The sequence below is a fragment of the Streptomyces sp. NPDC047049 genome, from assembly GCF_040643995.1.
In the GTDB taxonomy this organism is placed as follows: Bacteria; Actinomycetota; Actinomycetes; order Streptomycetales; family Streptomycetaceae; genus Streptomyces; species Streptomyces mooreae.
Map to the genome: position 1 here is coordinate 566218 of NZ_JBEYVM010000001.1, position 13168 is coordinate 579385.

Here is a 13168-nt window from a genome sequence, read left to right on the forward strand (position 1 = left end):
TCCGTCACGCCGGCCGTCGCACCTCCACCGTCCGGAAGCGGTTGGCGACGAAGGCGCCGTCACACAGCGCCGCATTGGCCGCCGGGTTGCCGCCCGAGCCGTGGAAGTCCGAGAACGCCGCGGTCTGGTTCACATAGACCCCGCCGGTCAGGTTCAGCGACAGCTGGGCGCACTCTTCCAGACAGGCCTCCTCCACCAGCTGCTCGACCTCGGCGGAGGTGGTGTACGCGCCGACCGTCATGGCGCCCTTCTCGCGGACCGTGCGCCGCAGCAGATCCACCGCGTCGGCCGCGGAACCGACGGCCACCGCGAAGGACACCGGGCCGAAGCATTCCGAAAAACAGACCGCCTCGGAGTCCGGCTTGGCGCCGTCCAGCTTGACGATCACCGGGGTGCGTACCGTGGCGCCGGGGAACTCGGGGTTGGACACCTCACGGGAGGCCAGGGCCACCTCGCCGAGCCCGGCCGCCGCATCGATCCGCTCCTTGACCTGCGGATTGACGATGGCACCCAGCAGGGCGTTGGCCCGTGCGTCGTCGCCCAGCAGGCCGTCCACCGCGCCCGCGAGGTCGCTGACCACCTCGTCGTACGACTTCGGGCCGGCGTCCGTGGTGATGCCGTCGCGGGGGATCAGCAGATTCTGCGGAGTGGTGCACATCTGGCCGCTGTAGAGCGACAGCGAGAAGGCGAGGTTGCTGAGCATGCCCTTGTAGTCATCGGTGGATTCGATGACGACGGTGTTGACGCCGGCCTTCTCCGTGAAGACCTGCGCCTGCCGGGCGTGCGTCTCCAGCCAGTCGCCGAAGGCGGTCGAGCCGGTGTAGTCGATGATGCGGACCTCGGGGCGGACGGCCAGTGTCTTGGCCAGGCCTTCGTCCGGCCTGTCCACGGCCAGGCACACCAGGTCGGCGGGGAAGCCGGCTTCGGTGAGCACCTCGCGGGCCACCTTGACGGTCAGCGCCAGCGGCAGCACGGCGCGCGGATGCGGCTTGACCAGCACCGGGTTGCCGGTCGCCAGAGAGGCGAACAGGCCCGGATAGCCGTTCCACGTCGGGAAGGTGTTGCAGCCGATCACCAGGGCGACGCCGCGCGGCACGGCCGTGAAGCTCTTGGTCAGCTCGAGCGGGTCGCGCTTGCCCTGCGGCTTGGACCACGGCGCCTGCTCCGGGATGCGGGCCTGCTCGGCGTACGCGTAGGCCACCGCCTCCAGGCCGCGGTCCTGGGCATGCGGGCCGCCCGCCTGGAACGCCATCATGAAGGCCTGGCCGCTGGTGTGCATCACGGCCTGCGCGAACTCATGGGTCCGGGCGCTGATCCGGGCCAGGATCTCCAGACACACCGCCGCGCGCGTCTCGGGGCCGGCGTCCCGCCAGGCGGGGAGCGCGGCGCGCATGGCCGGCAGCAGCACGTCCACGTCCGGGTGCGGATAGCTGATGTCCAACTTCAGGCCGTACGGCGAGACTTCCCCGCCGGTCCAGTCGTCCGTGCCCGGCTGGTCGAGCTCGAACCGGCGGCCGCGCAGGGCCTCGAAGGCGGCCAGCCCGTCGGGTGCGGCGCTCTCGCCGTACGCCTTCGGGTGCTCGGGGTGCGGGGACCAGTACGCGCGGGTGCGGATCGCCTCCAGCGCCTGGTCGAGGGTCGGGCGGTGCTTCTCGATCAACTGCGCTGCGGTCATTTCGGCGGCCATCGATGACCAACTCCTCGTCGAGCTGGGCGGAGAGCGGATAGGGACTGGGAGCGGACAGGGCAACGGAGTTAGAGTAACCGAACGATCGGTCGGGGCAAGAGGGCCCGGCCAGCCTGTGGAAAAGTCGGGTCGGGGAGGATCAGCTGGCATGACGGCTCTCGCAACCAGCAGCACCGTGGCAGTGGTGGGCACCGGCACCATGGGGCAGGGCATCGCGCAGGTGGCGCTGGTCGCCGGCCATCGCGTACGCCTCTATGACACCGCCCCCGGGCGTGCCGGACAAGCCGCCGAGGCGGTCACGGGACGGCTGGACCGGCTGGTCGAAAAGGGCCGGATCACGGCGGACGAGCGGGATGCCGCCCGCGGGCGCCTCTCCCCCGCCACCGCCCTTCCCGAGCTGGCCGACGCCGCACTGGTCATCGAGGCGATCCTGGAGCAACTGCCCGCCAAGCAGGAGCTTTTCGCCGCGCTGGAGGACGTCGTGGCGGCCGGCTGCCTGCTGGCCACCAACACCTCCTCGCTGTCCGTGACCGCGGTCGCGGGCCGGCTGCGCCACCCCGGCCGCTGTGTGGGCATGCACTTCTTCAACCCCGCACCGTTGCTCCCCCTGGTCGAGGTGATCAGCGGCTTCGCCACCGAGGAGGCCGCCGCCACCACCGCGTACGACACCGCCGCGGCCTGGGGCAAGAAGCCGGTGCGCTGTACGGACACCCCCGGTTTCGTCGTCAACCGGATCGCCCGCCCCTTCTACGCCGAAGCGCTGCGTGCCTACGAGGAGCGGGCCGCCGACCCGGCCACCATCGATGCGGTGCTGCGTGAGGGCGCAGGCTTCACGATGGGGCCGTTCGAACTGACCGACCTCATCGGGCAGGACGTGAACGAGGCGGTCACCCACTCCGTGTGGCAGGCCTTCTTCCAGGACCCGAAGTTCACGCCCTCCCTGGCGCAGCGCCGGCTGGTCGAGTCCGGGCTGCACGGCCGCAAGGCGGGCCGTGGGTGGTTCGACTACTCGGAGGGCGCCGGCCGGCCCGAACCGCGGACCGCTGCGCCCTGTCCGGCGCCCGGGTCCGTCGGCCTGCACGCGGAGCTGCCCGGCCCCGCGGTGGTGCTGTGCGAGCTCATCGAGGAGGCGGGCATCAAGGTCACCCGCGACCGGACACCGGAGGAGCCGGAGGGTTTCCTGCGGCTGCCCGGTGGGGCCCGCCTGGCACTGACCAACGGTGGTGCGGCGACGCCGGACGTCCACGGGAAGCACATCCGCTTCGACCTCTCCCTGGATTACCGCGCCGCCACCCGTATCGCCCTGGCGGCCTCGGCGGCGGTCTCCGAGACGGACCTCGCCGAGGCGGTCGGGCTGTTCCAGGCGCTGGGCAAGCAGGTCAGCGTCATCGAGGACGTACCGGGGATGATCGTCGCCCGGACGATCGCGATGATCAGCGACTTCGCCGTGGATGCCGCGGCCCGCGGGGTCGCGAGTCCCGAGGACATCGACACGGCCATGCGGCTGGGCGTGAACTACCCCGGCGGCCCCATGGAGTGGGTCGAGCGGCTCGGTGCCCGGTGGGTGCGGGATCTGCTGGATTCGATGCACCGCCAGAGCGGCGGCGGACGCTACGTACCGTCCTGGGCGCTACGGCGCCGTGCAGACCTCGAGGAATAGGTGCTCTAATCATGACCATGGCCAAGCGCGACACCTACACGCCCGATTCGCTGCTCGCGGTCGCCGTCGAGGTGTTCATCGAGCGCGGCTACGACGGCACGTCCATGGAGCACCTTTCCCGAGCGGCCGGCATCTCGAAGTCCTCGATCTACCACCATGTCCGCAGCAAGGAAGAGCTGCTGCGCCGTGCCATAAGCCGCGCGCTGGACGGGCTGTTCGGTGTGCTGGAGGAGCCGGGAGCTCTTGAGGGGCGGGCGATCGAGCGGCTGGAGCATGTCACCCGGCGCGTGGCCGAGGTGCTGATGGACGAACTCCCGTATGTGACGCTGCTGTTGCGGGTGCGCGGTAACACGGACACCGAGCGGTGGGCCATGGAGCGCCGCCGGGAGTTCGACCACGAGGTCTCCGACCTGCTCAAGCAGGCCGCAGCCGACGGTGACCTCCGGGCCGACGTGGACATCCGGCTGGCCACCCGTCTGCTCTTCGGCATGATCAACTCGATCGTGGAGTGGTACCGGCCGGGGCGGGGCGGTGCGGTGAGCCGTGACGAGGTCGCCGAGGCCGTGGTGCGTACGGCGTTCGCGGGGCTGCGCAAGCCCTGACGCCGGGCTCGCAGGGTCTGACGCCGGGCTCGCAGGGCCTGACGCCGGGCTCGCAGGGCCTGACCTGTGTAGGTCCTGATCCGCCCCGGTGTCTGTCGGCCGCACCGGGGAATCAGTCTTCCTCGGGCCCGAGGTCGGTCTCCTCGAAGACCAGCAGGGTGCGGGTGCTGAGCACTTCCGGTATCGACTGGATACGGGTGAGGACCAGCTCCCGCAGCTCGCGGTTGTCCTTGGTGTGGACCAGGAGCAGCACATCGAAATCGCCGCTGACCAGCGCGATGTGGGTGGCCCCCGGCAGCGCCGTGAGCTGCTTGCGCACGGTCCGCCAGGAGTTCTGCACGATCTTCAGCGTGATATATGCCGAAGCGCCCTGACCTGCGCGTTCCTGGTCGATCAGGGCGCTGAAGCCGCGGATCACACCGTCGTCGATCAGCCGGTTGATCCGCGCGTAGGCGTTGGCGCGCGAGACGTGCACCCGCTCGGCCACGGAGCGTATCGAGGCCCTGCCGTCGGTCTGCAGCATGCGCAGGATGGAGCGGTCGATGGTGTCCAGCGGGCGTGCGGCGGGGGCCGGTGCCGGCGCTGGTGCCTGGACCGGTGGCGTCGGCGGTGCGGGGGCCGGCGGGGTGGCGGCGGGTGGTGCGGACGGCTGCCCCTCGGAATTGGCCATCTGTTCGCCCGGCATATGGTCCCGCCTCCCCTTCGTGGACGCCCTGTCTTCATCTCAAGCTGTGGAGAACCGTTTGTCCACAGGCTGAGTGCGCCTGTAGCCAAAATGCATCAACGACCGAACAATCGGTAGGGCAGGGCGTACCCGCCCTGGCCGATTCCATCCTGCCCACCCGCCGTTCGCCCACCACCCACATGAGGCGCATCGCGCCACCCCTTCGATCCGAGGAGGTGCTCGGCATGACGGTCCTAGAGCAGCCCGGCAGCAGCAGGAAGAAGAGCAGCCTGGCCGGCCCCCCGCCCGCCTGGCGTCCGCGCGTCGATCCCGCGCCCCTCCTGCCCGACGAGGAGCCGTACCGCCTCCTGGGCACGGATGCCGCGGCCCAGCTCGACTCCGGACTGCTGACCCGGCTCTACGCCCAGCTGGTGCGCGGCCGCCGGTACAACGCCCAGGCCACGGCCCTGACCCGGCAGGGACGCCTGGCGGTCTACCCGTCCTCCACGGGCCAGGAGGCCTGCGAGGTCGCCGCGGCGCTGGCGCTCGAAGACCGGGACTGGCTCTTTCCCAGCTATCGCGACACCCTCGCCGCCGTGGCCCGCGGCCTCGACCCCGTACAGGCACTGACCTTGCTGCGCGGTGACTGGCACAACGGATACGACCCGCACGAACACCGCATCGCCCCCCTGTGCACCCCGCTCGCCACCCAGCTCCCGCATGCCGTGGGCCTGGCGCACGCCGCCCGCCTCAAGGGCGATGACGTGGTGGCGCTGGCCATGGTGGGTGACGGCGGCACGAGCGAGGGCGACTTCCACGAGGCGCTGAACTTCGCGGCGGTCTGGCAGGCGCCGGTGGTCTTCCTCGTCCAGAACAACGGCTTCGCCATCTCCGTGCCGCTCGCCAAGCAGACCGCCGCGCCATCCCTCGCCCACAAGGCGGTCGGATACGGCATGCCGGGCCGCCTGGTCGACGGCAACGACGCGCCCGCCATGCACGAGGTGCTCACCGAAGCCGTGCAGCGGGCCCGCAGGGGCGGCGGTCCCACTCTGGTCGAGGCCGTCACCTACCGCATCGAGGCACACACCAACGCCGACGACGCCACCCGCTACCGCAGCGACGCCGAGGTCGAGACCTGGCGGTCGCACGACCCGATAGCCCTTCTGGAGCATGAGCTGGCGGCCCGCGATCTGCTCACCGACGAATTCGTCGCCGCCACCCGGGACGGCGCCGAGCAGCTGGCGGCCGGCCTCCGGGAGCGGATGAACGCCGATCCGGAGCTGGACCCGATGGACCTGTTCACCCACGTATTCGCCGAGCAGACCGGCCAACTGCGCGCCCAGGCGGCGCTGTTGCGCGCCGAGCTGGACGCCGAGGCCGACGGACACACCGAGGACACCGCGGGCGCCGACGGCTCCGCCGAGGAGGCCAGGCCATGACGACCACCGCCGCACCGGCAACCGCGCGCAAGCCCGCCACCATGGCGCAGGCGCTGACCCGCGCGCTGCGCGACGCCATGGCCGACGACCCGTCCGTCCATGTCATGGGCGAGGATGTCGGCACCCTCGGCGGCGTTTTCCGGGTCACCGACGGCCTGGCCAAGGAGTTCGGCGAGGACCGCTGCACCGACACCGCGCTCGCCGAGGCCGGCATCCTGGGCACCGCCGTCGGCATGGCGATGTACGGGCTGCGACCGGTCGTCGAGATGCAGTTCGACGCCTTCGCCTACCCCGCGTTCGAGCAGCTGATCAGCCATGTCGCCCGGATGCGCAACCGCACCCGCGGTGCGCTGACGATGCCGCTGACCATCCGCATCCCGTACGGCGGCGGCATCGGCGGGGTCGAGCACCACAGCGACTCCTCCGAGGCGTATTACCTCGCCACCCCCGGGCTCCAGGTCGTCACCCCGGCGACCGTCGAGGATGCCTACGGGCTGCTGCGCGCCGCCATCGCCTCCGACGACCCGGTCGTCTTCCTGGAGCCCAAGCGCCTGTACTGGTCCAAGGCCGACTGGTCGCCCGATGCGCCCACCGAGGTCGCGCCGCTGGGCCGTGCCGCGGTCCGGCGCCGCGGCAGCAGCGCCACGCTGATCACCTACGGTCCCTCGCTGCCGGTCTGCATGGAGGCCGCCGAGGCCGCCGGTGCGGAGGGCTGGGACCTGGAAGTCGTGGATCTGCGCTCGCTGATGCCGTTCGACGACGACACGGTCTGCGCCTCGGTACGGCGTACCGGACGGGCCGTGGTCGTCCATGAGTCCAACGGGTTCGGCGGTCCCGGAGGGGAGATCGCCGCACGGATCACCGAGCGCTGCTTCCACCACCTGGAGGCGCCGGTCCTGCGCGTCGCCGGGTTCGACATCCCCTATCCGCCACCCATGCTGGAGCGGCACCATCTGCCCGGCGTGGACCGGATCCTGGACACCGTCGCCCGCCTCCAGTGGGAGTCGGACTGGACCGAGGGACGTGGTGAGTGATGGCCGTGGTCCGCGAATTCACGTTGCCCGACCTGGGGGAAGGCCTCACCGAGGCGACGATCGTGCACTGGATGGTCGAGGTCGGCGAGGTGGTGGCCATCGACCAGCCGGTGGTGGAGGTCGAGACCGCCAAGGCGATGGTGGAGGTGCCGTGCCCGTATGGGGGCGTGGTGACCGCCCGCTTCGGTGCGGAGGGGGAGGAAGTCCCGGTGGGGGCGCCGCTGGTGACGGTCGCGGTGGGGGCCGTGCCCGATGACCTGGCGGGCGTAGGCCCTGGGGAGGGACCGGGAGCCGGTGCGGGGGCGGCGGGCGGTGCAGCCGGTGCGGGGGTGCCGGCGCCGCCTTCCGCCGGTGTCGCCGCTCCGGCCGGGGAGGGTGCGGCGGATGCCGGGTCCGGAAATGTGCTCGTCGGGTACGGCACGAGCGGAGCGGCGGCGCGGCGGCGCCGGATCCGGCCGGGGGGCGGGGCAAGCCCCATGGCGGGAGCGTCGCGGGCACCCGGAGGAGCGGCGGACGGCTCGGCCGGAGCGGGAGCGGGAGCGGCCGATCGTGCGCCCGGTGTATCAGGGGCGGCCGACGCCGGGGCGGCGGCCGCGGGGGCGGTCGGCGTCACCGGGGAGAACGGTCCGGAAGGCCCGGCTGAGGCGGCTGGGGTGGCCGGGACCGGCACCGGTGGCGTGGATGCCGACAGCCGTACGGTGGCCGTCATTTCTCCGCTGGTGCGTCGGATGGCGCGGGAAAACGGGCTGGACCTGCGGGAGCTGACGGGGTCCGGGCGTGATGGGCTGATTCTCCGTACGGACGTCGAGTGCGCGATCCGGGCGCGGCAGGAGAGGGAGCTCCCGGCGAGGGCCGGGGCGGTCGCCTCGGTGGATGCCAGGGCGGCGAACGGTGCCGCAGGAACCGTCGGCGCCGGTGCGACCGGCGTGGTGGGGGCCGCGTCCGCCGCCGGAGCCGTGACGGCCCCCGGATCCATGGGAGCCGGCGCCGCTGCGGGCGAGGAGCGGATCCCGCTGAAGGGGATGCTCGGTGCGGCCGCCGAGAAGTTCAGCCGCAGCCGCCGGGAGATCCCGGAGGCGACCTGCTGGGTGGACGCCGATGCCACCGAACTCCTCGCCGCCCGCAGGGCGATGAATGTGGCGGGCGCCCCCAAGGTGTCGCTGCTCGCGCTGCTGGCCCGGATCACCACGGCGGCGCTCGCACGGTTCCCCGAGCTCAACGCCACCGTCGACACCAGGACCCAGGAGATCGTCCGGCTGCCCGCCGTCCATCTGGGCTTCGCGGCGCAGACCGACCGCGGTCTGGTCGTGCCGGTCGTACGGGACGCCCATGCCCGTACGGTCGAGGAACTGTCCGCCGAGATCACCCGGCTCACCGAAACCGCCAGGAGCGGCGGACTCTCCCTGGCCGAGCTGACACACGGCACCTTCACCCTCAACAACTACGGGGTCTTCGGCGTCGACGGCTCCACGCCGATCATCAACCACCCCGAGGCGGCGATGCTCGGCGTCGGCCGGATAGCCGCCAAACCCTGGGTGCACGAAGGCGAGCTGGCCGTCCGCCAGGTCGTCCAGTTCTCCCTCACCTTCGATCACCGGGTGTGCGACGGCGGCACCGCCGGAGGCTTCCTGCGCCATGTGGCCGACTGCGTGGAACAGCCCGCGCTGTTGCTGCGGGGGCTGTGAGCGCGGTGTGGCCGGTGAGCTCGGTGTGGTCACCTGGCTGTGGTCGGTCAGCCTGGTGGGTCGGTGAGCCCGGTGGGTCGGTGAGCCCGGTGCGGTGAGGGCCCCTGGTCTGGTGGGTGACCTGGGGCGGCGGCCGTCGCCTCCGCTGTGGCGGAGCTGACAGCTGCCGCAGCGTCGGCACCGGTGTGATCCGCTCACCCCCGGCGATACTCAAGGGGTGAACGCCCCCACCGCCTACGACACCATCGTGCTGGCCGGCGGCGCGGCCCGACGGCTCGGCGGGGCGGACAAGCCCGCCCTGTCCGTCGGCGCTCGCCCCCTCCTGGACCGGGTGCTCGCCGCCTGCCCCGATGCCGCGATCACCGTCGTGGTCGGCCCGCACCGCCCGACCACCCGCGCGGTCGTCCGCGCCCTGGAGGACCCGCCGGGCGGCGGTCCGCTCGCCGCGCTGGACGCCGGTCTGCGGCACACCACCGCCCCGACGGTGCTCGTCCTCTCCGCCGATCTCCCGTTCCTGACCACCGCGGCCGTGCAGGGCCTGCTGGCAGCGGCGACGGGAACGCCCGGTGACGCCGGGGCGGGCACCGGCGCCGTAGAGCCGGGCAGCAATGCCGTAGGGCCGGAGGACAGCGGTGCCCCTCGCTGTGGTGACGGCGCGATGCTCCAGGACGCCTCGGGACGGGACCAGCCGCTGGTGGCCGCGTACCGGGCCGCGTCGCTGCGCCGGGAGCTGGCGCGGGTGCGGGCCGGGCACGGCACTCTGGCCGGACTGCCGCTGCGCGCCCTGGTGAACGGGCTGCGGCTCGGACGGGTCCCGGACGTCACGGCCACGGCCTCCTTCGACTGCGACACCTGGGAAGACCTCAGCGCGGCACGCGCCCGTATCAGGGAGCATGGAAACGTGTTGGATGAATGGATCACCGCAGTCAAGGCCGAACTGGGCATCGAGCTCGATGTCGACACGGCGGCGCTTCTCGACCTCGCGCGGGACGCGGCGCACGGTGTGGCCCGGCCGGCCGCCCCCCTGACGACCTTCCTGATCGGTTACGCGGCGGGCCGGCAGGGCCGGGACGTCACGGAGCTGACCGAACGGGCCACCGCACTGGCCAACCGCTGGGCGGCGGAGGCCGAGGAGTCCGCCGGTCCGGCGGAGACCGGCGGCGGCCCGGGTGCCGAAACGAAGCCCGCAGAATGACCGACAGGGGCTTCGGCAAGGAATTCGACGGGGACTTCGAGGGCGATGCCGGCTGGGATTTCGGCGGGCAGCCCGGCGGAATGGTGGGCAGCACAGGGGGCGCGGCGGCGGACGAGGGGCGCGTCGACCCGTTCGAGGAGGCGCTTGCGCTGGCCAACGCCACGGCGCCGTCGCGCGTACGGCCCGGGGCCGAGGGCAGCGGGGCCGGGCGGCCTACGACCGGCAGGGCGCCGTATGCCACCCGCGAGGCCGTGGCGGCCAACTCCGCCGCCGGCGGGGGCAGCAACGACATTCCCTATACCCCGGACGATCCCTTCTCCCTCGATGACCCCATGGCCGCCGGGACCGGCGCCTCCGCACGCTCCTCCGGGCCCTCACGTGCACCCGGCAACGGCGCCTCCCGCCCCTCCGGGCCTTCCCGCCCCTCCGCCCCCGTCGGCCCCGAAGGCCCCGAAGGCCCCGAAGACCCTGCGGACCCCCCGCCTCCCCCCGGCCACGGCTCCCGTCCCACCCCGGTCGCCGTCCCGTGGCACACCGCCCGGGACATCGCCGAGCGCGCCGTGGCCGGTCCCCCCGAGCCCGTGACCTCGGCGCTCGGCGACGCGCTCGGCCGTACGCTCGCCGCGCCCCTCACCGCGCTCACCGATCTGCCGTCGTTCGACACCTCGGCGATGGACGGCTGGGCGGTGTCCGGCCCCGGCCCCTGGCGTCTCGACCACCCCGCCGGCGCATCCGAGGCCGGCCCCCATCCCGGCCCCCATCCCGGCCCCCCTCCCGGCATCCTCGCAGGCCACGCCCCTGACCGGGCGCTCCACGACGGGCATGCGATCCCGATCGCCACCGGTGCGCGCGTGCCGTCCGGTGCCACCGCCGTGCTGCGCAGCGAGCACGGCGAGGTCCGTGAGCTGAGTGACGGCGGGCGGCGGCTGTACGCGCCGCAGCCCGCGCCGCCCGGTCAGGACATCCGTCCGCGGGGTCAGGAGTGCCGCCGCGGCGACCAACTGCTGCCCGTTGGCGCCCTGGTGACCCCTGCCGTGCTCGGCCTGGCCGCCGCGGCCGGTTACGACGAGCTGACCGCGTACCGCCGGCCACGCGCCGAAATCCTCGTGCTGGGCGATGAGTTGCTGGACCACGGCCTGCCCCAGGAAGGCCGGATCCGGGACGCGCTCGGCCCGATGCTCGCGCCGTGGCTGCATGCCCTGGGCGTCGAAGCGGCCGCGCCCCGCCATCTCGCCGATGACGCCGACGTCCTGTACGCCGCCGTTGCGGAGTCCACCGCCGACGTGGTGATCACCACGGGCGGCACCGCGGCGGGCCCCCTCGACCATGTGCACCCCACGCTGCGCCGGCTGGGCGCCGAGGTGCTGGTCGACGGTGTCGCGGTACGCCCCGGACACCCCATGCTGCTCGCCCGCCTGGCCCCGCACCGGCATCTCGTCGGCCTGCCCGGCAACCCCCTCGCCGCCGTCTCCGGCCTGGTCACGCTCGCCGAACCGCTGCTCCGTACGCTCGCCGCGCGCCCTCCTGCCGCGCCGTACCGTGCGCCGCTGGCCGCCCCGGTCCACGGGCATCCGCGGGACACCCGGCTCGTTCCGGTGGCCTACCGCGAGGACGAACGGCACGGCCTGAGGGCGGCGCCGCTGCGCTTCCACGGCCCCGCCATGCTGCGCGGAATCGCCGCCGCAGAGGCGCTGGCCGTCGTCCCGCCCGGTGGCGCGGAGCGTGGCACCGAGCTCGAACTCCTGGAACTTCCCTGGTCGGCTGGGGCGTCCGCGGGCTGGTCCCCGGGCTCCTCGACGGGCTGGACCGCTCCGGGGGCCGGGTAGGGCCGGGCGCACCCTCTGCCACGCACACCCCCGGCCAGGCGCCCTCGGCCGCGCACCGGTGCCGCGCATGCGTCAGCTGCTCGGCACCGCCTGCCGGATGGTGATCACGCGGTCGGTGAGTTCGAGTGTCGCGGCCTGCGGATCGCTGTAGCTCAGCACCCGGTGCCCCCGTACGACCGCCACCACCAGATCACCGAGCTCCCGGGGTGAGCGGCCGGCCTCGCTCTTCGTCACCGGTCGCTCGTCGAGGTCCAGCCCGCTCCCGTAGGTCAGCAGATCCTCCAGGACCGTGCCGACGTACGGGCTGGCCATGGACATACCGAGCAGCCGCCCCGCCGCACTGGAACTCGTGATGACCATGTCGGCGCCGCTCTGCTTCAGCAGCGGTACGTTTTCGTCCTCCCGGACGGCCACCACGATCGAGGCGTGCGTGTTGAGCTGCCGTGCCGTCAGCGTCACCAGGGCCGCGGTGTCGTCGCGCTGGGTGGCCACGACCACGCGGGCGGCACGCTGCAACTCGGCTCTGGTCAGCGTGTCGGAGCGGGTCGCGTCTCCGTGCACGCTCACGAAGCCGTCACTGCCGGCGGCGTCCACGACGGTCTTCTGCGGGTCGACAACGACGATCTGCTCTTTCGGGACGCCCTGACCGATCAGCGTCTCGATGGTGTGGCGGCCCTTCGTCCCGTACCCGATGACGACGACGTGATCTCGCATGCGGGACCTCCAACGGTGAATGCGTACCTGGTGCCGGGTGCGCGCGGTGAGGACTTCGAGCGTGGTGCCGACCAAGATGATCAGGAACAGCACGCGGAGCGGCGTGATGACCAGGATGTTGGTCAGCCGTGCGCCCTCGCTGACCGGGGTGATGTCGCCGTAACCGGTGGTCGAGAGGGTGACCGTCGCGTAGTAGGCCGCGCCGAGGAAATCGACCTCGTCGTGGGCGCTGTCGCGGTATCCGGCGCGCTCGAACCAGACGAGCAGCGTCGTGAGGGCCAGTACGCCGAGCGCCATCACCAGCCGCCGCAGGACCTGTTGGAGGGGCGGCACCATGCCTTGGGCGGGCAGGAGGATGGAGCGGCCGGCCTCGGTGTCGTCCTTGGCCTCGGTCCGGGTGCGGGACCACAGGGAGCGGAGGGTCGAGGAACTGCCCGTCCCGCGGCGCGGTTGCTGCTCGCCGCTCATCCGGCCGGCGCTCCCGGAGCGGCCTGGGCTGAGACGGTCTGTGAAGGAGACATAGCTCCCATGCTCCTTGATTCGGGCACCCCGCGTGCCCGGCCGCGGCGGGAGTCGGCGTGCGGCGGCAGGCCGGCAGCATCTCCCCCCGCCACGTCGTGGTGCCGCTACGACGCGTGCTCCCCAAGGCGGAGGTTCTCACC

The 13168-nt window shown here is 72.7% G+C and carries 10 protein-coding genes; 7 read left to right on the forward strand and 3 right to left on the reverse strand.

What is annotated here, in order from left to right; translation table 11 throughout:
• Positions 1-4: 4 nt before the first annotated feature.
• Positions 5-1687, reverse strand: a complete 1683-nt coding sequence (gene paaN / locus ABZ851_RS02675) for a phenylacetic acid degradation protein PaaN (RefSeq protein WP_361121055.1) — start codon at positions 1685-1687, stop codon at positions 5-7.
• A gap of 148 nt (positions 1688-1835) precedes the next feature.
• Here paaN and ABZ851_RS02680 point away from each other — a divergent pair, with 148 nt between their 5' ends.
• Positions 1836-3347, forward strand: coding sequence for a 3-hydroxyacyl-CoA dehydrogenase (locus ABZ851_RS02680; RefSeq protein WP_361121058.1), 1512 nt, complete (start codon positions 1836-1838; stop codon positions 3345-3347).
• A gap of 11 nt (positions 3348-3358) precedes the next feature.
• Positions 3359-3949 carry a TetR/AcrR family transcriptional regulator gene (locus tag ABZ851_RS02685; protein ID WP_336047472.1) on the forward strand — a complete coding sequence of 197 codons (591 nt, stop codon included), beginning with the start codon at positions 3359-3361 and terminating at the stop codon, positions 3947-3949.
• A gap of 112 nt (positions 3950-4061) precedes the next feature.
• Here the strand turns inward: ABZ851_RS02685 and ABZ851_RS02690 are convergent, their stop codons facing one another.
• The gene (locus ABZ851_RS02690; RefSeq protein WP_361121061.1) at positions 4062-4634 is read right to left on the reverse strand and encodes an Lrp/AsnC family transcriptional regulator; all 573 of its coding nucleotides are present in this window, start codon (positions 4632-4634) and stop codon (positions 4062-4064) included.
• 224 nt (positions 4635-4858) lie between these two features.
• On the opposite strand from ABZ851_RS02690, the gene pdhA reads away from it, so the two are divergent.
• From pdhA to ABZ851_RS02715, 5 genes are all read left to right on the forward strand, one after another.
• A complete protein-coding gene (gene pdhA / locus ABZ851_RS02695) occupies positions 4859-6052 on the forward strand; it encodes a pyruvate dehydrogenase (acetyl-transferring) E1 component subunit alpha (RefSeq protein ID WP_361121064.1) in 1194 nt (397 codons plus the stop codon).
• Positions 6049-7086, forward strand: coding sequence for an alpha-ketoacid dehydrogenase subunit beta (locus tag ABZ851_RS02700; RefSeq protein ID WP_328385766.1), 1038 nt, complete (start codon positions 6049-6051; stop codon positions 7084-7086). The genes pdhA and ABZ851_RS02700 overlap by 4 nt, the downstream gene beginning before the upstream one ends.
• Positions 7086-8771 (forward strand): dihydrolipoamide acetyltransferase family protein, encoded by a 1686-nt coding sequence (locus ABZ851_RS02705; RefSeq protein WP_361121067.1) that lies wholly within the window; start codon positions 7086-7088, stop codon positions 8769-8771. Before ABZ851_RS02700 ends, ABZ851_RS02705 begins: the two co-directional genes overlap by 1 nt.
• Positions 8772-8988: 217 nt before the next feature.
• Complete coding sequence (locus ABZ851_RS02710; protein ID WP_361121070.1) at positions 8989-9966, forward strand: DUF6457 domain-containing protein; 978 nt, start codon at positions 8989-8991, stop codon at positions 9964-9966.
• On the forward strand, positions 9963-11792 hold the full coding sequence (locus tag ABZ851_RS02715) for a molybdopterin-binding protein (protein ID WP_361121073.1): 1830 nt from the start codon (positions 9963-9965) through the stop codon (positions 11790-11792). Before ABZ851_RS02710 ends, ABZ851_RS02715 begins: the two co-directional genes overlap by 4 nt.
• A gap of 72 nt (positions 11793-11864) precedes the next feature.
• Here ABZ851_RS02715 and ABZ851_RS02720 read toward each other — a convergent pair whose 3' ends face one another.
• Positions 11865-12974, reverse strand: a complete 1110-nt coding sequence (locus tag ABZ851_RS02720) for a potassium channel family protein (protein WP_361121076.1) — start codon at positions 12972-12974, stop codon at positions 11865-11867.
• Positions 12975-13168: the final 194 nt, after the last annotated feature.